Source organism: Streptomyces albicerus (assembly GCF_008905045.1).
In the GTDB taxonomy this organism is placed as follows: Bacteria; Actinomycetota; Actinomycetes; order Streptomycetales; family Streptomycetaceae; genus Streptomyces; species Streptomyces albicerus.
This window is the reverse complement of sequence record NZ_VWMY01000058.1, coordinates 33,389-57,169: the sequence shown is the minus strand read 5'-3', so window position 1 is coordinate 57,169 and position 23,781 is coordinate 33,389. Positions and strand designations below refer to the sequence as shown.

The 23,781-nt window shown below is 69.9% G+C and carries 21 protein-coding genes and 1 pseudogene; 15 read left to right on the top strand and 7 right to left on the bottom strand.

The window, feature by feature from the left end:
* Nucleotides 1–71 precede the first annotated feature (71 nt).
* The 6 genes from GAS53_RS40400 (at nucleotide 72) to GAS53_RS40375 (ending at nucleotide 6,589) form a co-directional block, all read left to right on the top strand.
* On the top strand, nucleotides 72–1,082 hold the full coding sequence (locus GAS53_RS40400; RefSeq protein WP_225859397.1) for a FecCD family ABC transporter permease: 1,011 nt from the start codon (nucleotides 72–74) through the stop codon (nucleotides 1,080–1,082).
* Complete coding sequence (locus GAS53_RS40395) at nucleotides 1,073–1,912, top strand: heme ABC transporter ATP-binding protein (RefSeq protein ID WP_151482736.1); 840 nt, start codon at nucleotides 1,073–1,075, stop codon at nucleotides 1,910–1,912. Before GAS53_RS40400 ends, GAS53_RS40395 begins: the two co-directional genes overlap by 10 nt.
* A gap of 177 nt (nucleotides 1,913–2,089) precedes the next feature.
* The gene (gene efeO / locus GAS53_RS40390) at nucleotides 2,090–3,244 is read left to right on the top strand and encodes an iron uptake system protein EfeO (protein WP_151482735.1); all 1,155 of its coding nucleotides are present in this window, start codon (nucleotides 2,090–2,092) and stop codon (nucleotides 3,242–3,244) included.
* A gap of 22 nt (nucleotides 3,245–3,266) precedes the next feature.
* A complete protein-coding gene (gene efeB / locus GAS53_RS40385) occupies nucleotides 3,267–4,583 on the top strand; it encodes an iron uptake transporter deferrochelatase/peroxidase subunit (protein WP_151482734.1) in 1,317 nt (438 codons plus the stop codon).
* A 3-nt stretch (nucleotides 4,584–4,586) separates the two neighbouring features.
* Nucleotides 4,587–5,435 (top strand): iron uptake transporter permease EfeU, encoded by an 849-nt coding sequence (gene efeU, locus GAS53_RS40380; protein WP_151482733.1) that lies wholly within the window; start codon nucleotides 4,587–4,589, stop codon nucleotides 5,433–5,435.
* A gap of 149 nt (nucleotides 5,436–5,584) precedes the next feature.
* Entirely contained in the window at nucleotides 5,585–6,589 is a 1,005-nt protein-coding gene (locus GAS53_RS40375; RefSeq protein WP_151482732.1) for a hypothetical protein, read from the top strand.
* A gap of 107 nt (nucleotides 6,590–6,696) precedes the next feature.
* On the opposite strand, the gene GAS53_RS40370 is transcribed toward GAS53_RS40375, so the two are convergent.
* Entirely contained in the window at nucleotides 6,697–7,434 is a 738-nt protein-coding gene (locus GAS53_RS40370) for a bifunctional DNA primase/polymerase (protein WP_151482731.1), read from the bottom strand.
* A 168-nt stretch (nucleotides 7,435–7,602) separates the two neighbouring features.
* Between GAS53_RS40370 and GAS53_RS40365 the strand changes: the two genes are divergently transcribed.
* Nucleotides 7,603–8,490 (top strand): glycerophosphodiester phosphodiesterase, encoded by an 888-nt coding sequence (locus GAS53_RS40365; RefSeq protein ID WP_151482730.1) that lies wholly within the window; start codon nucleotides 7,603–7,605, stop codon nucleotides 8,488–8,490.
* On the opposite strand, the gene GAS53_RS40360 is transcribed toward GAS53_RS40365, so the two are convergent.
* The 4 genes from GAS53_RS40360 to GAS53_RS40345 all read right to left on the bottom strand — a co-directional run bounded on the left by GAS53_RS40360 (nucleotide 8,469) and on the right by GAS53_RS40345 (nucleotide 13,011).
* Complete coding sequence (locus GAS53_RS40360) at nucleotides 8,469–9,125, bottom strand: TetR/AcrR family transcriptional regulator (RefSeq protein WP_151482729.1); 657 nt, start codon at nucleotides 9,123–9,125, stop codon at nucleotides 8,469–8,471. The genes GAS53_RS40365 and GAS53_RS40360 overlap by 22 nt on opposite strands.
* 178 nt (nucleotides 9,126–9,303) lie before the next feature.
* A complete protein-coding gene (locus tag GAS53_RS40355; protein WP_151482728.1) occupies nucleotides 9,304–10,299 on the bottom strand; it encodes a small ribosomal subunit Rsm22 family protein in 996 nt (331 codons plus the stop codon).
* Nucleotides 10,300–10,462: 163 nt separating this feature from the next.
* Nucleotides 10,463–11,656 carry a serine hydrolase domain-containing protein gene (locus tag GAS53_RS40350; protein WP_151482727.1) on the bottom strand — a complete coding sequence of 398 codons (1,194 nt, stop codon included), beginning with the start codon at nucleotides 11,654–11,656 and terminating at the stop codon, nucleotides 10,463–10,465.
* Nucleotides 11,608–13,011 (bottom strand): multidrug effflux MFS transporter, encoded by a 1,404-nt coding sequence (locus tag GAS53_RS40345; protein WP_151482726.1) that lies wholly within the window; start codon nucleotides 13,009–13,011, stop codon nucleotides 11,608–11,610. Before GAS53_RS40345 ends, GAS53_RS40350 begins: the two co-directional genes overlap by 49 nt.
* Nucleotides 13,012–13,139: 128 nt before the next feature.
* Here GAS53_RS40345 and GAS53_RS40340 point away from each other — a divergent pair, with 128 nt between their 5' ends.
* On the top strand, nucleotides 13,140–14,135 hold the full coding sequence (locus GAS53_RS40340; protein WP_151482725.1) for a Gfo/Idh/MocA family protein: 996 nt from the start codon (nucleotides 13,140–13,142) through the stop codon (nucleotides 14,133–14,135).
* A gap of 114 nt (nucleotides 14,136–14,249) precedes the next feature.
* Here GAS53_RS40340 and GAS53_RS40335 read toward each other — a convergent pair whose 3' ends face one another.
* Entirely contained in the window at nucleotides 14,250–15,896 is a 1,647-nt protein-coding gene (locus GAS53_RS40335; protein ID WP_151482724.1) for an alkaline phosphatase D family protein, read from the bottom strand.
* Between the two features lie 143 nt (nucleotides 15,897–16,039).
* Here GAS53_RS40335 and GAS53_RS40330 point away from each other — a divergent pair, with 143 nt between their 5' ends.
* Nucleotides 16,040–16,828, top strand: a complete 789-nt coding sequence (locus GAS53_RS40330; protein WP_151482723.1) for an SDR family oxidoreductase — start codon at nucleotides 16,040–16,042, stop codon at nucleotides 16,826–16,828.
* A gap of 158 nt (nucleotides 16,829–16,986) precedes the next feature.
* Here GAS53_RS40330 and GAS53_RS40320 read toward each other — a convergent pair whose 3' ends face one another.
* On the bottom strand, nucleotides 16,987–17,172 hold the full coding sequence (locus GAS53_RS40320) for a hypothetical protein (protein WP_151482722.1): 186 nt from the start codon (nucleotides 17,170–17,172) through the stop codon (nucleotides 16,987–16,989).
* Nucleotides 17,173–17,332: 160 nt separating this feature from the next.
* Here GAS53_RS40320 and GAS53_RS40315 point away from each other — a divergent pair, with 160 nt between their 5' ends.
* From GAS53_RS40315 to GAS53_RS55550, 6 genes and pseudogenes are all read left to right on the top strand, one after another.
* Nucleotides 17,333–18,298, top strand: coding sequence for an acyl-ACP desaturase (locus GAS53_RS40315; RefSeq protein WP_151482721.1), 966 nt, complete (start codon nucleotides 17,333–17,335; stop codon nucleotides 18,296–18,298).
* 98 nt (nucleotides 18,299–18,396) lie between these two features.
* Nucleotides 18,397–20,709 carry an MMPL family transporter gene (locus GAS53_RS40310; protein ID WP_151482720.1) on the top strand — a complete coding sequence of 771 codons (2,313 nt, stop codon included), beginning with the start codon at nucleotides 18,397–18,399 and terminating at the stop codon, nucleotides 20,707–20,709.
* 84 nt (nucleotides 20,710–20,793) lie between these two features.
* The gene (locus GAS53_RS40305) at nucleotides 20,794–21,060 is read left to right on the top strand and encodes an acyl carrier protein (protein ID WP_192583487.1); all 267 of its coding nucleotides are present in this window, start codon (nucleotides 20,794–20,796) and stop codon (nucleotides 21,058–21,060) included.
* Nucleotides 21,060–22,292 carry a beta-ketoacyl-[acyl-carrier-protein] synthase family protein gene (locus tag GAS53_RS40300; protein ID WP_151482718.1) on the top strand — a complete coding sequence of 411 codons (1,233 nt, stop codon included), beginning with the start codon at nucleotides 21,060–21,062 and terminating at the stop codon, nucleotides 22,290–22,292. Before GAS53_RS40305 ends, GAS53_RS40300 begins: the two co-directional genes overlap by 1 nt.
* A 138-nt stretch (nucleotides 22,293–22,430) precedes the next feature.
* On the top strand, nucleotides 22,431–23,189 hold the full coding sequence (locus GAS53_RS40295) for a thioesterase II family protein (RefSeq protein ID WP_192583486.1): 759 nt from the start codon (nucleotides 22,431–22,433) through the stop codon (nucleotides 23,187–23,189).
* A gap of 135 nt (nucleotides 23,190–23,324) precedes the next feature.
* A pseudogene (locus tag GAS53_RS55550) lies at nucleotides 23,325–23,467 on the top strand (transposase); the annotation flags it as partial.
* Between the last annotated feature and the right edge of the window lie 314 nt (nucleotides 23,468–23,781).

The following is a 23,781-nucleotide window of genomic DNA, read 5'->3' as shown; positions in this document are numbered from 1 at the left end:
CCCCTCCCCCGGCCCACGAGGCACCGCCCGCCCCCGACCTTCCGGCAAGACCCCGCCGCGGCACCCCCTGGCTGCTCACCGCGGGCCTGGCCGTCCTCCTCGTCCTCCTCACCCTGGCCTCCGCCGGGCTCGGCGCGTACGAGATCTCCCCCGGTGACGTCCTCGGGTCCATCGCGCACCGCGTCGGTCTCGGCGACGGTGAACTCGCCCGTGTCCCCGAGTCCGTCCTGTGGAACGTGCGTTTCCCGCGGATCGTGCTCGCGCTGCTCGTCGGTGCCTCGCTGGGCTGCGCGGGCGCGCTGATGCAGGGCGTGTTCGGCAATCCGCTCGCCGAACCGGGCGTCATCGGCGTCTCGTCGGGCGCGGCGGTGGGTGCGGTCGCCTCGATCTCGCTGGGCCTGAACTTCCTCGGCACCTGGACGATCCCGGCCTTCGCCTTCGTCACGGGCCTGGGCACGGTCCTGCTCGTGTACGCGATGTCGCGCTCGGGCGGCCGGACGGAGGTCGTGACGCTGATCCTCACCGGCATCGCGGTGAACGCGTTCACGGGCGCCCTGATCGGCCTGTTCATCTTCTTCGCGGACACCGCTGCGGTGAACCAGATCACCTTCTGGCAGCTCGGCTCGCTCTCCCAGGCGACCTGGCCGAAGGTGCTGGCGGTGCTGCCGTGCGCGGCCGTCGGACTGGCCGTCGCGCCGCTGTACGCACGGAAGTTGGACCTCCTCGCCCTCGGCGAACGGCCGGCGAGGCATCTGGGTGTGGACGTCGAGCGGCTCCGGATCGTCCTGGTCCTCGTCATCGCGCTGCTGACCGCGGCGGCCGTGAGCGTCTCCGGGATCATCGGCTTCGTCGGCCTCGTCGTCCCGCACCTGCTGCGCATGGCGGCGGGCCCGGGCCACCGTTTCCTCCTCCCCGGCAGCGCGCTGGGCGGCGCGGTGGTCCTGCTCGCGGGCGACCTCGCGGCCCGTACCGTCGCGGAGCCCGCCGAACTGCCGCTGGGCGTACTGACCGCGCTCTTCGGCAGCCCGTTCTTCTTCTGGCTGCTGCGCAGGACCCGTCGCAGGCAAGGAGGTTGGGCGTGAAGCGGCTCAGGCTGATCGGTACGAGGCCCACGCCTCCCGGTCCCGTGCACCCCGGCGACGTACTGGCCGAGGCCGAGGGCCTGCACGTCCGGCTCGGCGCCCGCGAGGTGCTGTCCGGCGTGGACGTCACGGCCCGCGCGGGCGAGGTGCTGGCGCTGGTCGGCCCCAACGGGGCGGGAAAGTCCACCCTGTTGGGCGCCCTCGCCGCCGATCTCCCGGCCGCCGAGGGAGTCGTACGCGTCCACGGTCGCCCGGCGTCCGACTGGTCGGCGCCCGAACTCGCCCTGCGCCGTGCCGTACTCCCCCAGTCGGCCGCGCTCTCCTTCCCGTTCGCGGTCGAGGAGGTCGTACGGATGGGCCGGGCGCCCTGGGCCGGACGGCCTGAGGAGGACGAGGACGATGCGGCGGTGGCCGAGGCCATGGCGGCGACCGAGGTCACGGACTTCGCGGCGCGGCCCTTCTCGGCGCTCAGCGGCGGCGAGCGGGCCCGGGTCGCGCTCGCCCGGGTGCTCGCCCAGCGCACCCGCCTGCTGCTGCTCGACGAGCCGACCGCCGCCCTGGACCTGCGGCACCAGGAATTGGTGCTGCGGGTCTGCCGGGAGCGGGCGCGCGCCGGGGACGCGGTGGTCGTGGTGCTGCACGATCTGGGGCTCGCGGCGGCGTACGCGCACCGGGTGGTGATCCTGTCCGCCGGGCGTGCGGTGGCCGACGGGCCGCCGGCGGAGATCTTCACCGACCGACTGCTTTCGGACGTCTACCGGCAGCCGGTCGAGGTGTTCCCGCATCCACGCACCGGGGCCGTTCTGGTGGCCCCGGTGCGAGGTTCTTGACCCGTCTTTGACCGGTTCGTGGGGGGTGGATTGAGCCGCCGTGATCAGGCCGTGCCCATACAGCGTCCATGAGAGCCGAATCACTGGACGGGCGGGTATCGGTCAGGTAAGCCTCAGATAAGTTAGGCCCGCCTCACCAGAAATCTCCGCCTCTCTCGTGAATCTCTTGGAGCCTGTATGCGAGCCGTCCGACTCTCCGTCGTCACCGCCGCCGCGACCGCGGCGGCGCTGGCCGCTGTCACGGGCTGCACCGAGAAGAGCGACGCCTCGGGCGGCGACCACGTCATCGAGGTGACCGCCACGGACACCAAGTGCGAGGTGTCGAAGAAGGAGTTCCCGGCCGGGCACGTCCAGATCGACGTGGAGAACAAGGGCTCCAAGGTCACCGAGGTCTACCTGCTCTTCCCCGACGACCGGATCGTCACCGAGCGCGAGAACATAGGCCCCGGCACCAGCCAGAAGGTCACCGCCGAGGTGGAGGCGGGCGCGTACCGGATCGCCTGCAAGCCGGGCATGAAGGGCAAGGGCATCCGCCAGGACGTCACGGCCACCGGCGGCGGCAAGGTCGCCAAGCGCGACCCGCGGCTGGACGCGGCCGTCGCCGACTACCGCGCCTACGCGCAGACGCAGGCCGACGAGACGCTGCCCAAGGCGAAGGTCTTCGCGCAGGCGGTCAAGGACGGCGACATCGAGGCCGCGAAGAAGGCGTACGCCGACTCGCGCATCGGCTGGGAGCGGACCGAGCCGGTCGCCGAGTCCTTCGGAGACATCGACCCCAAGGTCGACCTCCGCGAGGACGGTCTGGAGGAGGGCCAGGACCTGGAGAAGGACTGGACCGGCTGGCACCGCCTGGAGCGCTCGCTCTGGAAGGACAAGAAGCTCACCGACCGCGACTCCGAGCTCGCCGACCAGCTGATCGCGGACCTCACCGACTGGCAGAAGCGGGTCGGCAAGGCCGAGATCACCCCGACCTCGATGGGCAACGGCGCCAAGGAGCTCCTCGACGAGGTCGCCACCGGCAAGGTCACCGGCGAGGAGGAGCGCTACTCACACACCGACCTGGTCGACTTCAAGGCGAACGTCGAGGGCGCCGAGAAGTCGTACGAGCTGCTGAAGCCGGTCGCCTCGGAGAACGACGCGGCACTGACCAAGGAGCTCGACACCCAGTTCGCGGCGCTGAACACGCTGCTCGACAAGTACCGCGAGGACAAGAACTCCTACGAGTTCACCTCGTACGACAAGGTCGGCAAGGCCGAGCGCAAGGAGCTCTCGGACGCGGTGAACGCGCTCGCGGAGCCGCTGTCCAAGCTCGCCGCCGCCGTCGTGAAGTAGAAGCCAGCGAGGGTCATCAGCCATGACGGACACGACCGAGACCGAAAACACCGAGCCCGGAACCAGCGACACCGCCGGCACTCCGGCCGACGACAACTCCCGTGCCCCGTCGAGGCGTTCGCTGATCGGCTGGGGCGGTGCCGGGCTCGCGCTGGGTGCCGCCGCGGCCGGCGGCGCGGTGGTGATGGCCCGTACGGGCGACGACGTCGAGCCGACCGCGGCCGAGTCGGGCGCCGCGGTCGCCTTCCACGGCACGCACCAGGCCGGCATCGCCACCCCGGTGCAGGACCGGCTGCACTTCGCCGCCTTCGACGTGAAGACCGAGGACCGCGCCGAGTTCGTCCAGATGCTCAAGGACTGGACGGAGGCCGCTCGGCGGGTGACCGCGGGGCGGGCGGTGGGTGAGGGTGCGTACGGCGGTCTGGCCGAGGCGCCGCCGGACGACACCGGTGAGGCGCTGGGTCTCAAGCCGTCGCGGCTCACGCTCACGATCGGCTTCGGGCCGTCCCTGTTCGAGAAGTTCGGGCTCGCGGACCGGCGGCCGGAGGCCCTGGTGGACCTGCCGAAGTTCGCGGGCGACAACCTGGACAGGAACCGCAGCGGCGGCGACCTGTGCATTCAGGCCTGCGCGGACGATCCGCAGGTCGCGGTGCACGCCATCCGCAACCTCGCCAGGATCGGCTTCGGCAAGGTCGTCATGCGCTGGTCCCAGCTGGGCTTCGGCAAGACCTCGTCGACGACGCCGGAGGAGCAGACCCCGCGCAACCTGATGGGCTTCAAGGACGGCACCCGCAATATCGCGGGAACGGAGAGCGATCGCCTGAAGAAGTTCGTGTGGGTGGGCGAGAAGGACGGTCCCGACTGGATGGCCGGCGGCTCGTATCTCGTGGCACGCCGGATCCGTATGAACGTCGAGACCTGGGACCGGACCCCGCTGCAGGAGCAGGAGGACATCTTCGGCCGCGACAAGGGCGAGGGTGCGCCGGTCGGCAAGGCGAAGGAGCGGGACGAGCCGTTCCTGAAGGCGATGAAGCCCGACGCGCACGTGCGGCTCGCGCATCCCGACTCCAACGACGGGGCGACGCTCCTGCGCCGCGGCTACTCCTTCACGGACGGCACGGACGGGCTCGGCCGCCTGGATGCGGGCCTGTTCTTCCTCGCCTACCAGCGGGACGTGCGCAAGGGCTTCATCCCGGTGCAGCGCAGCCTCGCGATCGACCCGCTCAACGAGTACATCCAGCACGTGGGTTCAGCGATCTTCGCGATCCCGCCGGGCGTCCGCGACAAGGACGACTGGTGGGGCCGGGCGCTGTTCGCCAAGGACTCCAAGGAGGCGTAGGCCGTGTTCGCGAACTATCTGATCGGCCTGCGCGAGGGTCTCGAGGCGAGCCTCGTCGTCTGCATCCTCATCGCCTACCTGGTGAAGACGGACCGCCGGGACGCCCTGAAGCCCGTCTGGATCGGCATCGGCGTCGCGGTGGGACTCGCCCTCGCCTTCGGCTGCGCACTCGAATTCGGCTCCCAGGAGCTGACGTTCGAGGCGCAGGAGGCGCTCGGCGGTTCGCTGTCGATCCTCGCGGTCTGCCTGGTCACGTGGATGGTCTTCTGGATGCGGCGGACGGCCCGCCATCTGAAGGCCGAACTGCACGGCAAGCTGGACGCGGCACTGCAGATGGGTACGGGCGCGCTGGTCGCGACGGCGTTCCTGGCCGTGGGACGCGAGGGCCTGGAGACGGCCCTGTTCGTCTGGGCGTCCGTGCGCGCGTCCAGCGACGGCACCGAAGCCCCGCTGATCGGCGTCCTGTTGGGCATCCTGACCGCGGTCGTGCTCGGCTACCTCTTCTACCGGGGCGCGGTCCGCATCAACCTCGCCAAGTTCTTCACCTGGACCGGCGCCATGCTGGTCGTCGTGGCCGCGGGCGTCCTCGCGTACGGATTCCACGACCTGCAGGAGGCCGACTTCCTGCCGGGCCTGACGAACAAGGCCTTCGACATCAGCGACACCATCGACCCGACCAGCTGGTACGGCACGCTCCTCAAGGGCATCTTCAACTTCCAGCCCGACCCGACCGTCCTCCAAGTCGTCGTATGGACCGCGTACTTGGTGCCGACCCTGATCTTCTTCCTGATTCCCTCGCGGCCCGGCAAGGACAAGTCGAAGACGCCCGCGCCGGTCGCGGAAGAGGTCTGAGACGGACATCCATCTGGAACTGGAACCATCTGGAACACGGCGCGGGCGCGATGGATCACAGTCCGGGAGCGGTACGTGATCCCGGCGTCCGCGCGCTTCCCGGCCCCGGTAGGGTTCCCCTCCGGGAAGGGGAAGGTGAAAGGTACCTGATGAGCAGGGATCGCGGCCCTCGTAGGCCTCGCAGGCTTGGCCGGAGCGCGCTGACAGCGGCGTCGGTGACCGTGCTGTCGGTGACGGCGAGCGGGTGTGTCGTGGTACACGGGGAACGGGAGATCCTCCCCGGCGCCACGAAGACCGAGGCCGCCCGTGCCCTGAAGGACTTCACGACCGCGTACAACGAGGCGAACGGGGCCAACGACCCGTCCCTGGACGCGGACCGGGTCACCGGTGCCCTCGGCGACATCGACGGCGCGAAGCTGAAGGCCGGCGACAAGAACCAGCCGGGCGGCAACCCGAACTACGTGCCGCTGAAGCTCACCGACACCGACTTCACGATCCCCGAGAAAGCGGGCTGGCCGCGCTGGTTCGTCTCCGACTCGAAGGCCAACAAGGGCCGGGGCCAGGACCGTTGGCTCCTCGTGTTCACCCGGGGCAGCGCGGACGCGGTCTGGAAGGTCTCGTATCTGACGATCATCCCCGCCGAGGACGTACCGGAGTTCAAGAAGGACAAGGACGGCTGGGCGGAACCGGTCACGGCGACCGCGGCCGACCTGGCGGTCTCGCCCAACAGGCTGCCCCAGGACTACGCGACCTACCTCAAGGACGGCGGCGACATCTTCGCCCCCGGCACCCACACCACCAAGTGGCGCTCCGACCGGACGGAGAACGCGAGCCGCCCCGGCCTCGCCCAGCAGTACATCGACGAGCCCCTCACCTCAGGCGACTACGCCCCGGTGGGCCTGCGCACCACGGACGGCGGCGCCCTCGTCTTCTTCACCACCCGCCACTACCAGAAGCAGACAGCGGCCCAGGGCGTCCCCATCAACGTCACCAACGCCGACGTCAAGGCCTTGATGACAGGCGAACCCAAGCAGTCCCTCACCCTGGAATCCATCTCCAACCAGGCGGTACTGGACCCACCGAAGGGCGCGGCGAACCAACAGGTGGAGTTCTTGAGCAGGATCCAGGGGTTGACGGCGGCGAAGGGCGAGTAAGGGACCCTTTTAGGAACGCGGGTTCGGCAGCGCCCCTCTAGGGGCGCGGGGAACTGCGCGACCAGCCCAACTCAACCCGCAGACAAGCAATCAGCGGGGCAGGGGCGTCAGCCCCGAAGGGGCCACGCCGCAACATGATCCCGCTCTACCCCCGCATACCGAGCACACTCATCGGTAAGCACCTCAAGCATCGACAACGGATCCGGCAGGGGATGCTCAGGCCCCCGCACCCACTCCACCGTCAGCTCGCCGGGCAACTGCGCAGGCGGCACCAGCACATAAGACCCCCGACAGTGCCACCGCAACCCAGGATGCTCATCCATCGTCTCCGGATGACAGTCCAACTCGCACGGCCACCACTCGTCCTCGTCCTCAGGCGTCCCCCGCGTGGCAGTGAAGAAGAGCATCCGGTCACCCCCGGACTGAGCCACGGGCCCCACCTCGACACCGGACGCGAGCAACCGCTCCAGCGCCTCCTGCCCCGCCTCCAGCGGAACATCCAGCACGTCATGCACCATGCCGGTCGCGGTGATGAAGTTGGCCGACGGCTGATGCCGGGCCCACCGCTCGATCTGCGCCCGATCGGTCGTGGACTGCGTCTGCCAGGCAAAGGAGAGAGGGTGCCGCGCGGGGGTAGGACACCCGACACGATCACAGGAACACCGGTAGGCGGAGGGATGGGCGGCGGGCGCGAGCGGCAGCCCGGCTCCGGCGGCGGCAAGCAGCAGTTCCTCGCGACTGGAATCGTCTCCGGCGTCGGCCATCGAGGGATGACGTCGCCTACCGCGCAGCCACTGGGAGATCCTGCCCTGCCCGCTCGAGCGGCGGCCCATCTCTGCGCTCATCGATCCCCTCGCCTCGCTGTTGTGCGGACAGCATGCCCTATGGTCCCACCATCCTGCGCCCTGGGGGGCCGGAGCCCACATCCGGGGTAGGTGGGGCGATGCCCGCCCGGGCCATCGATCGAGTGTCATTGCATACTTTGGCATGATTTGCCCGCCTACGGTGTCGCCATGGTCACACGGACTGCGCTGAGGGGTATCGCCGGTCTCACATCGCTGGCCCTCGCGGGACAGGGCAGCACGCTCACTCCGCTCGAATGGAGCGCCGGCCACGCGCTGACGGTGGCCGCGCTCCCCCGCGTCGTCTACACCGCGCACCGCGGCGGCGCCCGGGAGGTCCCCGAGAACAGCATGTCGGGCCTCAGAGCCGCGTACGAGCGCGGTACGGCCCAAGTGCTCGACCTGGACACCCGGATGCTGCGCGACGGGACCATGGTGGTCATGCACGACGCGACCCTGAACCGCACCACCTCCACGGGCGGTCCGGTGCACGCGCTCGACCGGCGCGACTGGCAGGGAGTCCGGCTGCGCCCCAGGGCCGCACTGCCGGGCAGCTGGCGTTCGGAGCGGCCGCCGACGCTCGCCGAGGTGCTGGACCGATTCGGCGGGCGGGTGGTGCTGATGCTGGAGGCCAAGGATCCGTCGAGCCTGCGCACTCTCGCCGCGATGATCAAGGCACGCGGTCTGACCCACTCGGTGCTGGTCAACTCCAACCGACCGGCGGTGGCGTCGCGCGCCCATCGCCTGGGCCTGCTCTCGCAGTTGTGGCGTTCGGCCCGGCAGATGCGTACGGACCGGCCCGAGCGGTGGCGGTCGTTCGTGGACGTCCTGGACGTGGACCACAGGGCCCGCGACCGCGATCTCGTACGGGCGGTCAGGTCCGGCATCCCGCGCGTGTGGGCGCACACGGTCGTGACCCCGGCCCAGCGCGACCGTGCCCTCGCGCTCGGCTGCGACGGGATCATCACGGACGCGCCGGGGCGGTTGGCGCGGGCGCGCGCGAGGATGCGGGCGGGGGTGAGTGCGAGGGCCTGGGTTCAGCGTGGAGCGAGGCCGTAGAGGGCGTACTCGACGAGCTTGTCCGTGTACTCGTACGTGATCGGGCCGGTGTACTGGAGCCAGCGCTGGGCGAGCGGCGAGACGAAGAGCTCCAGGGCGATGCGCGGGTCGATGTCGGGGCGTACGGCGCCCTGTTCCTGGGCGGAGCGCAGGCGCTTCACATAGAGCTGGAGCTGGGGTTCGAGGAGTTTGGTGACGAACTCCACGCCGACCTGCTTGTTGACGACGCCCTCCGCCGCCAGTGCGCGGGACGGGACCTCGAACTTGGGGTCGAGCAGTTCGTCGACGGTGGCACGCAGGACCGCCTTGAGGTCGGCCTCCAGATCGCCGGTGTCCGGGATCTCGTACTCCGCCGCCCCGCCGATGACCTCGGGCCGGGCCGCGGCCTCCGCCGCCTGGGCGCTCAGGTCGATGAACGCCTCGAGCAGGACCTCGGCCTTCGACGACCACCACCGGTAGATCGTCTGTTTGCCGACCCCGGCGCGGGCGGCGATGCCCTCGATCGTGGTCTTGGGGTAGCCGACCTCGCCGACGAGGGCGAGGGCGGCGTCGTAGATCGCGCGGCGGGACTTCTCGCTGCGGCGGGTGGAGTCGGGGGCGGGCCTCTGCGGGGGCTTGGCGGGCGTCTGTGCCATGCGTCGAATCTACCAGCCCGACAAGACGCTACGTCTCGCCGAGGGCGCCTTGGGCGATGGTTCTCGCCCCCGCCGCCCCTACCCGTCCCATCCTTCTGGGGCTCCGCCCCAGACCCCGCTCCTCAAACGCCGGAGGGGCTGATTTCCAGCCGGCGGGGGCGAAAGAAGCCCATGCGGATCACGACGGGTGGTCCGGGGGCGGCCACGCGTCGCCCCAGTCCGCGTCGCGGGCCGCCTTGTAGAGGAGGCCGTGGCGCTTTGTCACGGTCGAGCGGCGCAGCAACTCGTCGGCCTCGCACAGGTCGAGCAGCACCTGCCCCTTACGGATCTGCGGCCGCCGCACGACCCGCGAGGGCACCGGAGTCACCGGGAACCGCGTGGCGGCGACATAGCTGAACTTCTCGTCCTCGTACGCCAGCGAGCCACCCTTGACCTGCCGGTGCAGCGAGGAACGACTGACCCGGGCCGAGAAGTGACACCAGTCCTCGCCGGCCACGATGGGACAGGCGGCGCTGTGCGGGCAGGGCGCGGCGACGTGGAATCCGGCACCGATGAGCCGGTCGCGGGCCTCGATGACACGGGCGTACCCGTCCGGGGTGCCGGGTTCGACGATCACGACGGCCTGGGCGGCGGTCGCCGCGGCGTCCACGACGGCGGTACGGGCGTCCTCGGTCAGCTCACCGAGGACATACGACACCGTGACGAGATCGGTGCTCTCGATGGTGAGCGCCGCTCCGATACGAGAGCGGCGCCACTCGGCGGACTTCAACAGCGGGTTGCGCGAGGCGAGTTCCCGGCCGAGGACGAGCGCGGGCTCGGCCCAGTCGAGCACGGTCACCGGCCGCTCCTCGCCCCAGGTCGCGCTCACGGCCCAGGTCGCCGCACCTGTACCGCCACCCACGTCCACATGGCTGCCCGGCGTCCACTCCGGCACCACCTCCGAGAAGGCGTCCAGCGCGGCCCGTACCGCCTCGAAGGTCGCGGGCATCCGGTACGCGGCGTACGCGGCCACGTCCGCGCGGTCGCGCAGGATCGGGGCGTCGGTCGGGGTGGTCCCCCGGTAGTTCACGATCAGCCGCTCGACGGCCTGCGCGGCTGCTTTGGGCGGCAGCCCGTCGAGCAGCCCCGCCAGGGCGGCACGCAGGGTCTCAGCTGGGGAAACGGGGGCGGTCACGGGGGAATTCTACGAGGGGTGGCGGAGTGGGGAGGGAGAGCGGTGCTCTCCCTCGGGAGCGGCGCTCGCAGAAGAGAGCCGTGCTCACGAACAGCGCGGCGCCCGCCGACGAGATCACCGCTCACAAAGACGGGATCACCGCTCACAGACCAGCGCACCGCTCTCATGCCCCCGCACCGCTCACGCCCCGCACCGCCCGCGCCAGCCGCGTCGCCGCCGCCGCGCGCGGGCCGTTGTCCGCGGGCCCGCGCCGTGGGTGGACCGTGTTCGCCAGGAGCACCAGGAACGTGTCCGTCGACGGGTCCAGTACCAGGGACGTGCCCGTGAAGCCCGTGTGGCCCGCGGCGCCGTGGCCGGCGAGGTCGCCCATGAACCAGGGCTGGTCGAGGGCGAAACCCAGGCCGGGTGGGGAGAGGAGGAGTTCGACGTAGTCGGGGCCGAGGATCCGGGCCGTGCCGTAGGAGCCGCCCGCCAGCAGGGTGCGGCAGAAGACCGCCAGGTCGCCCGCCGTCGAGAAGAGGCCGGCGTGGCCGGCGACGCCGCCGAGGGCCCACGCGTTCTCGTCGTGGACCTCGCCCCGCAGCATGCCCCGGTCCGCCTTGGCCCAGGGGCGTCGCTGGTCCTCGGTCGCCGCCGCGTCCGGGCAGGGTCCGAAGCCGGTGGCCGTCATACCGAGCGGCCGCGTGATGCCGTCCCGGACGAGGACGTCGAGCGGGCGCCGGGTGAGCCTCTCCAGGACGTGCTGGAGGAGCAGCATGTTGAGGTCCGAGTAGCCGTACGCGCCGCCGGGCGCCGTCACCGGTTCCTCGGCCCGCAGCAGCGCGCGCCGCGCCCTGTCGTCCGGGCAGTCGTACAGCGGGAGTTCGGGCCGCAGTCCGGAGGTGTGGGTGAGCAGGTGCCGCACGGTGATGCCGTACTCGGCTGCCGCGGTGAAGTCCGGCAGATACGCGCCCACCCGTGCGTCGATGCCGAGCGTGCCGCGCTCCAGCTGCTGCACCGCGGCCACGCTCGTGAAGAGCTTGGTGAGGGATGCCAGGTCGAAGGCGGTGTGCGCGGTCATCGGCACCCGGTCCCGGCGCGGCAGCTGCACGCCCGTGCCCGTCGCCTCGTCGTACGCGGCGTACCGCACCGCCCACCCCGCCGCCTCCTCGACGGCGATCACGGGCCCGCGCCCGGCGACCAGTACGGCACCGGCGGCCCAGGGCCGGTCCCCGTCGGTGAGCCGGTGGAACTCCCGTACCAGATGAGCCAGTTCATCCGGGTCGAGCCCGGCACGTTCCGGTGTGCCGGGCCGCAGTCTCGGTGCGCTCAGCTGTCCGCTCCCTTCACGTCCGCCTGACTCCGCCAGGGACGGCACAGTGCCACGAAGCAGCCGACGGCCACCAGTGCACACGCCAACTGGACGACGGCCATCGGGACGGCCGTGTGCTCCCCGGCGATGCCGACCAGGGGTGATGCGATCGCACCGATGAGGAAGGAGGAGGTGCCGAGGAGGGCGGAGGCGGAGCCCGCCGCATGCCGGGTGCGCATGAGGGCGAGCGCGTTGGTGTTGGGCATGCACAGGCCCATCGCGGACATCAACACGAACAGGCCTACGGCGATCGGGACGAGCCCCACCTCGCCGAAGACACCCGTGGACATCAGGAGCAGCGCGGCCGACGCGGCGGTGATGGTCCCGAGGCCGACCGCGAGCACCTTGTCCAGGCTGACCCGGCCGACGAGGATCTTGCCGTTGATCTGGCCGGCGGCCACCAGCCCGACCGAATTGACGCCGAAGAGAATGCTGTACGTCTGCGGGGAGGCGCCGTAGATCTCCTGGATCACGAACGGCGAGGCGGAGACGTACGCGAAGAGCGCCGCGAAGGCGAAGCCGCCCGCGAGCATGTAACCGGTGAAGACGCGGTCCGCGAGCAGTCCGCGCATCGTGCGCAGGGCCTCCGCGACGCCGCCGCCGTGCCGCTGCTCGGGCGCGAGCGTCTCGGGCAGCAGCCGCCACACGACGGCGGTCAGCACGATCCCGACGGCGGTCAGGATGAAGAAGACGCCCCGCCAGTCGGTGATCCGCAGCACCTGCCCGCCGATGAGCGGCGCGATGATCGGCGCGACTCCGGAGATCAGCATGAGCGTGGAGAAGAACCGCGCCATGTCCACGCCGTCGTACAGGTCGCGTACGACGGCCCGCGCGATCACGATTCCGGCCGCGCCCGCGAGGCCCTGGAGCAGCCGGAAGGCGACGAGGAGTTCGATGGTGGGCGCGAACGCGCAGACGGCGGTGGCGACGATGTAGACGAGCAGCCCGGCGATCAGCGGCCGGCGGCGCCCCCACTTGTCGCTCATCGGCCCGACGACCAGCTGCCCGAGCGCCATGCCCGTGAGGCACGCGGTGAGCGTCAGCTGCACGGTGGCCGCGGACGCGTGCAGCGCGTCGGTGACCTCCGGGAGCGCCGGGAGGTACATGTCGATGGACAGCGGCGGTACGGCGGTGAGGCCGCCGAGGATGAGAGTGACCAGGAGCCCCACGGAGCGGCGGGCGGCCGGCGGCGGTACCGGTATCGACGAGGCGGTGGTCCCGGCGGCGGTCGCTGCGGCGGTCGCGCCCTCTTCGGAGACTGCCTCGGTGACCGTCTCGGAGACCGCTTCGGTGACCGCCGCGTTCGGTATGTGCCCCTCCGGGCCGTCCTGGTCCCGCGTGGTGCGGCCACGCTCGGGCATGTGCCCCTCCCTGTGTGTGGATTCCGGCACCTATGCTCTCAGCTCGTACAGGTGGTCGAGACCATCGAGTCGTCGATCGTCGATCGTCGATCGTCGGGGCATCGTGCTCACGGAGCGAGGGGTTGGGGATGGCGGAAGAACGCGTGCGGTGGGGTGTGCTGGCGACCGGCGGGATCGCCGCGGCCTTCACGGCGGATCTGGTCGATCTGCCGGACGCCGAGGTGGTGGCGGTGGCATCGCGCACCGAGGCGTCGGCGAAGACGTTCGCGGAGCGGTTCGGGATACCCCGGGCGTACGGCGGCTGGGATGCCCTCGCGGCGGACGAGGACGTGGATGTCGTGTACGTCGCGACTCCGCACTCGGCGCACCGGGCGGCAGCTGGGCTGTGCCTCGAGGCGGGGCGGAACGTGCTGTGCGAGAAGGCGTTCACGCTGAACGCGCGCGAGGCCGAGGAACTGGTCGGCCTCGCGAAGGAGCGCGGGGCCTTCCTGATGGAGGCCATGTGGATGTACTGCAACCCCCTGATCCGGCGCCTCAAGGCGCTGGTCGACGAGGGCGCCATCGGTGAAGTCCGCACGGTGCAGGCCGACTTCGGGCTGTCCGGGCCGTTCCCGCCCACCCACCGGCTGCGGGATCCGGCGCAGGGCGGCGGTGCGCTGCTCGATCTGGGTGTCTATCCGGTGTCGTTCGCGCATCTGCTGCTCGGGGAGCCCTCGGAGGTGATGGCGAGAGCGGTGCTCTCCGACGAGAGCGTCGATCTCCAGACGGGAATGCTGCTCTCCTGGGAGAGCGGCGCTCTCGCTTCGTTGCACTGCTCTCTCGTCGGCGGCACGTCCACCTCCGCCTCGGTCACCGGTTCCGAGGGCCGTATCGACATCCCGTACGGCTTCTTCCACGCCGACCGCTTCGTACTGCACCGCGACGGCCGCGACCCGGAGGAGTTCACCGCGGCCGACGCGACACGAGCCAGCCTCAAACACGAGGCCATCGAGGTCATGCGCTGCCTACGGGCAGGCGAGACCGAGTCTCCGCTGGTCCCTCTCGACGGCACCCTGGCGGTGATGCGAACGCTGGACGCGGTACGGAACAGCATCGGCGTCACCTATCCGGGAGAGCTCAGCTGAGGCGCACCTTGAGGGGCCGGGGCCCCTTTAGGGGCGCGGGGAACTGCGCGACCAGCCACAGACGGCCCGCGGCCAACGAACCACCCGCAGTCCCCCACCCTTCCCAGCGAAGCGTTACGCCGGCTTCAGCCCCTGATCCCCCACCTCAGTAACAAAAGACGCGGCGGTCGTGATCGCAGCCCCCGGCGTCGTCACGGCAGCCACCGTCTTGAAGTCCACCCGCGCCGAGTCACGCCCAAGGGCGACCGTCGTATACCCGCGCTGCCCGTTGTAGTGCTTCATGTGCGGGTTGGCGGCCAGATAGCCCGCCCAGTTGGCGGGCCGCGCGGCCCCGTCCCGACCGCTGCTGATCGACGTGGCGACGATCTCGGTACCCAGCGTGCGCGACCCCTGGTCGGCGAAGTCCCGCTTGATGTCGAAGCCGTACGACACGTGAACATCGCCGGTGAGCACCATCAGATTGTCCACCCCGGCCGCCTCGGCGCCCGCGAGGAGCCGCCTGCGGGAGGCGGGGTAGCCGTCCCAGGAGTCCATGCTGAGGGTGGTGTTGCCGGCGGTGGCGTGGTTGCGGCGGGCGAAGACGACCTGCTGCGGGACGACGTTCCACAGCGCGTTCGACTGCTTCCAGCCGTCGATCAGCCAGCGCTCCTGTTCGGTCCCGGGCAGAGTCTGCGACTCGGCCTCGGATTCGGGCGTGGGCGTCTTCCAGCCGTCGCCGTTGGCCTGGTTGGTGCGGTACTGCCGGGTGTCGAGGATGTCGAACTGCGCGAGCCGGCCCCAGGTCAGGCGGCGGTAGAGCTGCATGTCGGGGCCCTCGGGCCGCTGCGGGAGGCGCAGCGGCTGGTTCTCCCAGTACGCGCGGTACGCGGCGGCGCGGCGCAGCAGGAACTCCTCCGGCGGTACGTCGTTCTCGGGGATGTCGTCCGCGTAGTTGTTCTCGGTCTCGTGGTCGTCCCAGGTGACGACGAAGGGGTGCGCGGCGTGCACGGCCCGCAGGTCGGGGTCGGTCTTGTAGAGGGCGTACCGCAGTCGGTAGTCCTCCAGCGTGATCGTCTCGCGGTTGAACACGTCGGGCAGGACCTGGTCGGTGTAGTTGCGGACGCCGCCGACGGAGTTGACCGCGTACTCGTACAGGTAGTCGCCGAGGTGGACGACCACGTCGACGTCGTCCTCGGCGAGATGGCCGTAGGCGGTGAAGTACCCGTCGTGGTACGCCTGGCAGGAGACCGCGGCCAGCGTCAGTTCGGAGACGCGCGAGCGGGACGAGGGCGCGGTGCGCGTACGGCCGGTCTCACTGACCCAACTGCCCACCCGGAAGCGGTAGTAGAAGACGCGGTCGGACTCGAGATGGCCGACCTCGGCGTGCACGGAGTGGTGGAACTCGGGGTGGGCGATGGCCGCCCCGCGTCTGACGATCTGCCGGAAGCGTTCGTCGCGGGCCAACTCCCAGCGCACGGTGACGCGTTCCTGCGGCAGCCCGGAGTCTGCCTGGTACGGAGTGGGCGCGAGCCGGGTCCACAGCAGCACGGACGTGGGCAGCGGGTCGCCGGAGGCGACGCCGAGCGTGAAGGGGTTCTCGGTGATCTTCGCCGCGTCGAGTTCGGCGGCACCCGCCACGCCCGCGGTCGGCAGGTTGGTGGCGAAGGCGAGCGCGGCGGCCGCGCCGGTGACGGTGAGGAAGCGGCGGCGTCCGAGGTGACGGGCGGCGGCGCGGAGTTCGGGGGCGTGCTGCGACGGTTGCTTGTGGCCTGCGGGTGTCATCTGGCCCTCCCCTGGCGGTTGTTGTACAAGGCATTGGAGTGGCCAGGGTCAACGGTGGGCTGTCGCGTACACAACAGTCAGATGTCGGACGAGTGAGTTCCATATGGCGGAATCCCAGTTGCCCTCACGTACGCTGCGGGGCCATGAACGCCAACCAAACGAAGATCGCGATCGTGACAGGCGCGGGCTCGGGAATCGGCCGGGCCGTGGCGGTGGAACTCCTGCGCACCGGCTGGTCGGTGGCGCTCGCGGGCCGCCGCGCGGAGCGGCTGGAGGAGACGGCGTCGCTCGCGGAGGCGGCGCACGCCAAGGAGCCGACCGCGCAGGCCGGCGCCTCCCTCTGCGTACGCGCCGATGTCTCACGGCCCGACGACGTGGCCGCACTCTTCGCCGCTGTACGGGACCGCTTCGGGCGGCTCGACCTGCTCTTCAACAACGCGGGCACGTTCGGCCCCGGAGGCGTACCGTTCGAGGAGCTGCCGTACGACGCCTGGCGTCACGTGGTCGACACGAACCTCAACGGGGCGTTCCTGTGCGCGCAGGCGGCGTACCGGCAGATGAAGGAGCAGGACCCGCAGGGCGGCCGGATCATCAACAATGGCTCGATCTCGGCGCACACACCCCGCCCGCTCTCGGCCCCGTACACGGCGACCAAGCACGCACTGACCGGCCTCACGAAGTCGCTGTCGCTGGACGGACGGCCCTACCGGATCGCCTGCGGGCAGATCGACATCGGGAACGCGGCGACGGACATGACCGAGCGCATGCAGACAGGGGCGCTGCAGGCGAACGGGGAAGTGGCGCCCGAGCCTGTGATGGATGTCGCGGATGTGGCTCGTACGGTGCGGCACATGGCGGAGTTGCCGTTGGAGGCGAATGTGCAGTTCGCGACGGTTCTCGCTACCGCGATGCCGTTTGTGGGGCGGGGGTAGCTCCGCCGGAAGGGTCGTAAGGGTCGTATGGAGGGTGCGGGCTGGTTGTGGCTGGTCGCGCCCCGCGGCGGAGCCGCATATCGACACAGCCCCGCGCCCCTAAAAGCCCGGCCGAGCCCTCAGCAGCGGCTCCGGCCCGCCTCGCTCTCCGAGAGCGCTCACCGGGCCTCCCCCAGCTCAAGAGCCTTGCGGCGCAGCATCTCGGTGCCCTGCCGCCGCAGCTTTCGCCGCACACTCTCACCTACGTCGGACGGCACGCCGATCAGCACAGGGGCCTCCAGCCACGTGAGGGTCGGGTCCTCGGATCTGGTGAAACTCGCGCTGCGGCAGGCGCGAAGGATCATGCCAAGGACCGCCGTCCGCGTAGCCGAACTCCCGGGTGAGTGACACCGTTCGGGACGTTGTTCGAGTCAGGCCATGAGTAACAGCCTTTTGGGCTATTCAAGACTATGTGACCTGCGTGGTGCCGCGCGACGGCGTGTATGAGTCAGAGACTGCTGAGCCATGACCTTGTCTTCCCGCGCTGGCGGTCTCTCAGCTTCTGACTGGCTTGCGGAGCTGGAACCTTTGGTGGGCACCTTGCTTGAGCGGCATCTGGCCTGGTCCCAGGAGTGGTTCCCGCATCAGTACGTCCCGTGGAGCCAGGGCCGTGACTTTGACGGTCCCTTGGAGGGTGACCCGTGGGAAGCCGGGCAGTCATCTCTGTCTCCATCAGCTCGTTCGGCGCTGGTCCTCAACCTTCTGACCGAGGACAATTTGCCCGGCTACCACTGGGCGCTGTCCACCCGCATCAGCCGCAGTGGGGCGTGGGCAGAGTGGATCAATAGGTGGACTGCGGAGGAGGACCGGCACAGCACGGCTCTGCGCGCGTATCTTCACGCCACGCGCGCGGTCGATCCGGTGGCCTTGGAAAGGGCCCGGCTGGCGCAGGTGGCAACCGGGTACGAGCCCGGGCATGACGGGCTGCTGCAGAACCTGGTGTACGTCACTGTCCAGGAACTGGCTACCCGTGTGTCCCACCGCAACGCTGGTCGTCACAGCGGTGAGGAGAACTGCGAAAGGCTGCTGACACGCATTGCTCAGGACGAGAACCTCCACATGGTCTTCTACCGGGATCTGCTGGCCGCGGCACTGACCATTGACGCCGATGCCGTGGTGCAGGCGTTGCGCGACTGCGTCGCGGCGTTTCAGATGCCGGGCCACCGCATGCCGGGATTCCGGCGGATGGCATGGGACGTCGCCCTCGCCGGCGTCTATGACCTGCGAGTGCATCACGATGACGTTCTCGCCCCACTGTTGCGCTCTTTGGATGTGTGGACGGTGCAGGGCCTGGGGCCGGCTGGGGAGCAGGCTCGCGACGGGCTCGCCCGGGAACTTGAGCGCACGAACGCCCGGGCTCGAGCGTTCGAGGGCGTCAGAGAGCAGCTGTCGGCTAAGGAGCATGCAATCCACCTCCAACCGACCCGGTGATTGATCGAGGCAGCTTCGGCTCCGCTGCCTGACAGCGGCAGGCTCCCGGCTGTCTGCGCGCCCGAGTTTGTGCTCCATGGACAGGAAGCGACGGTGTTTTGACGATCCCCATGAGAGCGGCCAGGAACAAGCCAGGGCATCCCGCGGGAGGCGGTGACGGCCTCATCGCCGCGCTGGCCGGGTTCTGCATGCGTCGCGCCCGCTCGCTGCTGATGACATATGCGCTGGTGGCGGTGGTGGCCGGTGCGCTAGGAGCGGGGGCTTTCAGCGAGCTGTCCTCCGGCGGCTACACCGCCACCGGGACGGAAGCAGCCCGTGCGGAGAAGATCCTCGCTGACCGGTTCGGAGCCAGCACATCCGACTTGACGGTGTATGCGGGGGCCGCGGACGGCGTTGACAGCCCCGCCGCCGTAGCCGCCGGGCGCCGCCTGGAGGCGTGGGCGCACACGCAGCCGGGCGTACGGCATACCGCCTCCTACTGGGACGGGGGGCGACCGGAGCTGCGGTCCGTGGACGGGCGGGCGGCCCTGATCCGTTTGGATCTTGACGGTGACGATTTCACAGCCATGCGCACGGCTGAGCGGCTGAGTCCTGGGCTAAGACAGCATTCCGGCACGCTCGCCGTTGATCTCACGGGTCCCGCGGTGGTGAACGCGGAGGCGACCCGACAGAGTCAGCACGACCTGTTGCGAGCGGAACTCATCGTGCTGCCACTCACCGTGCTGATTCTCCTGCTCGCCTTCGGCTCTCTCGCCGCGGCCCTGGTGCCGACAGCGATCGCTGCTTGCGTGGTCACCGTGGCGTTCGCGGTGCTGCGTCTGGTGAACGTCTTCCTGCCGATGTCGGTGTTTTCCCTGAACATCGCCGCGGCCCTCGGATTCGGGCTGGCTGTGGATTATGCGCTCTTCGTCGTGACCCGGTTCCGCGAGGAGTTGGCTGACGGCTGCGCTGTGCCGGACGCCGTGGTGCGCAGTATGCGCACGGCGGGTCGGGCCGCTGTCTACAGCGCCGCCACGGTCGTTGCAGGGCTGGCCGTGGTCCTGGTGCTGCCCTTGCCGTTCCTGCGGTCTTTGGCCATCGCCGGGATCGTGGTGGTGGCGCTGGGCGCGGCTGTCAGCGTGACCGCGCTGCCGGCGCTGTTGCTGCTCATTGGTAGCAGGACGGCTAGCGCGAACCAGGCGCTCTCGTGGCGTCCAGTGCGCAAGGGAATCTCTTCGGGAAGCGAGGAGAGCCACGTGTGGAAGGCGATTGCCCAAGTGACTGTCGCGCGCCCGGTCGTCTTGCTCGGGCTGAGCGTTCTGGTGCTGTTGGCGATGGCCGTACCGTTCACACAAGCGCGCTTTGGAGTGGTCGATGCCCGTGTTCTGCCGTCTGACGCTTCGGCACGCACCGCCGCGGAGGCCAGCAGCCGGGCCTTCGTCGTGGACAGCGAACGCGCCCTGACGGTCGTCCTGCCCGAGGCGGACGTCACTGCCCCGGCGTCCCTGGACTCCTACGCACGCCGGTTGTCCCGGGTTCCCGGCGTTGTGGTCGTTTCCGCGGTCACAGGCTCCTACCAGGCCGGTCATCGCACGCAAGCCAGTGGCACAAGTCAGAGCCGGGCACGGGCAACCGGGCCTGGGACATGGGTGACGGTCGTCGGGCAGGCGCCTGCCCAAAGCGACGCTGCCCGGCAGATGCTGCAGCGGGTACGAGCCGTTCCGGCGCCCGGTCCGCGCTTGGTGTCCGGCCGCACTGCGCAGGCCGCCGACACGGCCGCCGTCATGGGCAACCGTCTGCCGTGGGCGGCCGCCCTGGCTGCTCTGGCGACGGCCGCTGTCCTGCTGGCCTGCACCCGTTCCCTCCTGGTCCCGCTGAAGGCGGTGGTCGTCGGGGTGCTGAGCCTGACGGCCAGCCTTGGCGCCCTCGTCTGGGTGTTCCAGCAGGGACACAGCCGGTTCCTCGTGGGTGACGTCGCTGTCACCGGATACCTGGAAGTCACCATGCCAGTTCTGGTGCTGGCCCTGGCTTTCAGTGCCTCCGTGGACTACGAGCTGTTCTTGATGACCCGCATCAAGGAGGAATACCTGGCCACAGGCGACAACAAGCAGGCGATCGTGACGGGCATCGCGCGCACCGGGCGTCTGTTCAGCGCGGCCGCTCTCATCGTCGCCGTCGCCATGGGAGCCCTGGCGACCTCGGGGATCAGCATGCTGAAAATGCTCGGCATCGGCCTGGCGATCGCCGTCCTGGTGGACGCCACCATCGTCCGCGGCATCCTCGTCCCTGCGGTGATGCAGCTCGCCGGCAGGGCCAACTGGTGGATGCCACGCCTGCAACGCCATCCGGTGCACAGCCCTGCCCCCGACGGCACCGACGCCCACGAAGCGATGACCGTCAGCTCATCGTCCCAACGGGCGACTTCACCGTGACCCGCCGCCCGCAGTCAGGCTGTCTCGCCCTGGCCCATGCCACGCTTCCCTCCCCCCCCCACAGATCCGGTGAAGGAAACGTCGATGACCGACTCGTACCGAATGATCAGTGATCGTCTTAGGGACTACTTCGGCATCGCCGAAGCGTTGATCACAGCGGACCGCACCTTCAAGGACCTCGAGGTGGACTCGATCACCCTCGTGGAACTCCTCGTCATCCTGGAAGAGGACACCGGAATTCAGCTGTCCCAGGACGCCACCGCCTTGAGTACCGATCTCACTCTCCAGCAGGCGGCGCACTTCCTCGATCAGGCTTGCAAGTCCCCCACTGCGGCTGCGGGTACCAAGTAATGGCCCAGCACGATGTAGCGGTGACCGGCATGGGCCTGGTCACCCCTGCGGGCATCGGAACCGCCGCCACATGGGCGGGCCTGTGTGCAGGGGTGTCGGCGGCCACCGTCGATCCCGTCATGGCCGAAGCCGAAGCCCCCGTCGCGTTCTCATGCCGGGTCCCGGATTTCGACCCCGACCACCTGCTGGGCAGGCGCACCGCCTGGCGGCTTGACCGCTTCACCCAAATGGCGCTGGTGGCCGCCCGCGAGGCCGTGCACGACTCCGCCCTGTGCACTGACACATGGGACGGCACCCGCGTCGCCGTCGTGCTGGGAGTGGGGGCCAGCAGCAACGACACGGCCATGGTCACCTTCCGCAAACTTCGGGAACGCGCCTATCACACCCTGTCGCCAACTGCGATCGCCCGTTCGTCCCCGAACATGGCAGCCGGAGAAGTCAGTTTGCATCTCGGGGCCCTGGGGCCAAGTTTCATCGTGAGCACGGCATGCGCCTCCGGCACCACCGCCATCGGAGTCGCCCGGGACCTGGTCCGCTCCGGAGCCTGCGACATCGCTCTGGCCGGCGGCAGCGAATCCCCGTGCACCAGCCCCTTCGCGGCAGCCGCATTCCACCGCATGGGCGCCCTGTCCACCCGGCACCACGACCCGGCCGGCGCCTGCCGGCCCTTCGATGCGGACCGGGACGGGTTCGTCCTCGGCGAGGGCGCAGCCGTCCTCGTCCTGGAAAACGTCCTCCACGCGCGGGCTCGCTCCGCCCGCGCCAAGGCGTTTCTGACCGGGTATGCCGCCAACGCCGAAGGCCACCACCCCACCGTCCCCCACCCCGAGGGTGAGGGCCTGGCACGCTGCCTGAGCGCCGCCCTCTGCGACGCCGAACTCAATCCCGAGGACATCAGCCACGTCAACACCCACGGCACAGCAACCCGTCTGAACGACCAGGCCGAAGCCGGCGCCCTGCACCGGGTGTTCCGCCGGCCGCCACCCGTCACCGCCGTGAAGAGCATCACCGGGCACTCGCTCGGGGCTGCCGGAGCCATCGAGGCAGCCGTCAGCGTGCTGAGCCTCGAACACCAGACCATCCCGCCCACCGCCAACCACGAACGCTGTGACCCCGATATCGACCTGGACGTCGTCGCTAAGACACCACGCCGTGCCCACGTGCAGGCCGTCGCCAGCACCTCCGCAGGATTCGGCAGCCAGAACGCCACCCTCATCTTCACCCAGCCCTGACGGCCACCGGCAACCCGGACAACGCCCCTATGCATCCCCACAATGATGCACAGCCCGATGATGAGTAGGACGGTGCCTGCCCTGCCCGCGTCACCACGCCCCGTATGCATCAGCGCCGCCGACGCAAACCACAGCTCGGTGACGACTGTCCAGCTGACCGGGAGAACCCGCGCCCGGCTGCGCGTGTACTGCCTGCCGCCGTCCGGCTGCGGCCCCGAGTACTACGCGCCGTGGACCCGCTGCGCTCCGGCTGAGCTGGACATCTGCTCCTTCTCGCTCCCCGGACGCGGGCAGCGCAGTGGCGAACCGTCACAGACCGATCCACGACGGCTCGCCGCCGACATTGCGGAAGCCATCCACCGCTGCCATGACCCACGGCCGTTCGCCGTGTACGGGCACAGCGTGGGAGCACTCATGGCGTACCTGGCCACATGCTCCCTGCGGCACAGCAAGAACCGCACCCCTCACCTGCTGGCCTTGTCAGCGCTGCCCGCGCCGCACTTGGGCCTGTACGCCGCAGCCCTGCCGGCCCGCCTTGCCGCGGGGCTGGCCGGCCTGACCGACCTCATCGGCCCGATCTCCGAAGACCTGATCCACACGCCCATGGCGGCCGCCCTGTGTACTCCGATTCTCGCCGACCTGCTGCTCCTCATGCACTACCGCCATTCTCGTGAGGAAGCCCCGCTCGACCTTCCCCTGGCCCTCTACGGTGGCACCCACGACCCGATCACTGACACCAGCAGCCTGACGGCCTGGAGCGAACTAGTCACCACACCCGTCACTCCACGCCTGTTCCCAGGAGCCCACACCTATCCGGCCGATCACACTCACGCACTCGTCCACCAGCTCACCCACGACCTGGCCGATGCGTGCACCACTGATCATGTATGCGAGTAACTGAGCGCCAGCCTCACACGGTGCAAACAGGCGCAGACTTGCTCGGCGGGCTGCTCCTTTTACGCAGCTTGTTGGGCTGGTACTGCGCACAAGGACGTCCGGCCCAGCGGCGGGGGGCGCCGGCAGACGGTGGTCGTACGCCCGGAGGGCGGTGGGCGACGTAGAGCCGGAGACCGCGAGTGCCTGCAGCGATCATCTTCGGAGCCGCCTCCGGCTGCTCCTGGGGTCAGCTGCCGCCGGTGTTCGGGCCGGCCTGGCCCGCCGTCTGCCGGCGCTTCGGCCAGTGAGCACTTTGCCCGAACACGCGCCCAGACATGTCCGCAGCCGTGCCCTCACGGAATGGCGACTTCTGCCCGGCGGTCAAGTCGCTGCTCTCACCCGCATTTTCGAGGTACTCAAACAGGCACTTACGCCGATCCGCACATCAATCTGCACAAACGGACGACCTCACTCCGCTCCATCTCCGCCGGTTACATGCCTATGCTCGACTCTCCTCCACCAGAACTTCACACTTGGAGCACAGGTCTTCCGTGCCCCATCCGAGGGGGGAGGCGGCAGCCGTTCCGGGCGGACGGGTGGGAGGGATCTCGCG

Excerpts from the sequence above, each read along its gene's own strand:
- efeO (WP_151482735.1), top strand. The coding sequence starts at position 2,090 with ATGCGAGCCGTCCGACTCTCCGTCGTCACCGCCGCCGCGACCGCGGCG.
- GAS53_RS40335 (WP_151482724.1), bottom strand. The coding sequence starts at position 15,896 with ATGACACCCGCAGGCCACAAGCAACCGTCGCAGCACGCCCCCGAACTC.
- GAS53_RS40320 (WP_151482722.1), bottom strand. The coding sequence starts at position 17,172 with ATGATCCTTCGCGCCTGCCGCAGCGCGAGTTTCACCAGATCCGAGGAC.
- GAS53_RS40305 (WP_192583487.1), top strand. The coding sequence starts at position 20,794 with ATGACCGACTCGTACCGAATGATCAGTGATCGTCTTAGGGACTACTTC.
- GAS53_RS40330 (WP_151482723.1), top strand. The coding sequence starts at position 16,040 with ATGAACGCCAACCAAACGAAGATCGCGATCGTGACAGGCGCGGGCTCG.
- GAS53_RS40300 (WP_151482718.1), top strand. The coding sequence starts at position 21,060 with ATGGCCCAGCACGATGTAGCGGTGACCGGCATGGGCCTGGTCACCCCT.
- GAS53_RS40345 (WP_151482726.1), bottom strand. The coding sequence starts at position 13,011 with ATGCCCGAGCGTGGCCGCACCACGCGGGACCAGGACGGCCCGGAGGGG.
- GAS53_RS40370 (WP_151482731.1), bottom strand. The coding sequence starts at position 7,434 with ATGAGCGCAGAGATGGGCCGCCGCTCGAGCGGGCAGGGCAGGATCTCC.
- GAS53_RS40315 (WP_151482721.1), top strand. The coding sequence starts at position 17,333 with ATGACCTTGTCTTCCCGCGCTGGCGGTCTCTCAGCTTCTGACTGGCTT.
- efeB (WP_151482734.1), top strand. The coding sequence starts at position 3,267 with ATGACGGACACGACCGAGACCGAAAACACCGAGCCCGGAACCAGCGAC.
- GAS53_RS40365 (WP_151482730.1), top strand. The coding sequence starts at position 7,603 with ATGGTCACACGGACTGCGCTGAGGGGTATCGCCGGTCTCACATCGCTG.
- GAS53_RS40360 (WP_151482729.1), bottom strand. The coding sequence starts at position 9,125 with ATGGCACAGACGCCCGCCAAGCCCCCGCAGAGGCCCGCCCCCGACTCC.
- GAS53_RS40340 (WP_151482725.1), top strand. The coding sequence starts at position 13,140 with ATGGCGGAAGAACGCGTGCGGTGGGGTGTGCTGGCGACCGGCGGGATC.
- GAS53_RS40375 (WP_151482732.1), top strand. The coding sequence starts at position 5,585 with ATGAGCAGGGATCGCGGCCCTCGTAGGCCTCGCAGGCTTGGCCGGAGC.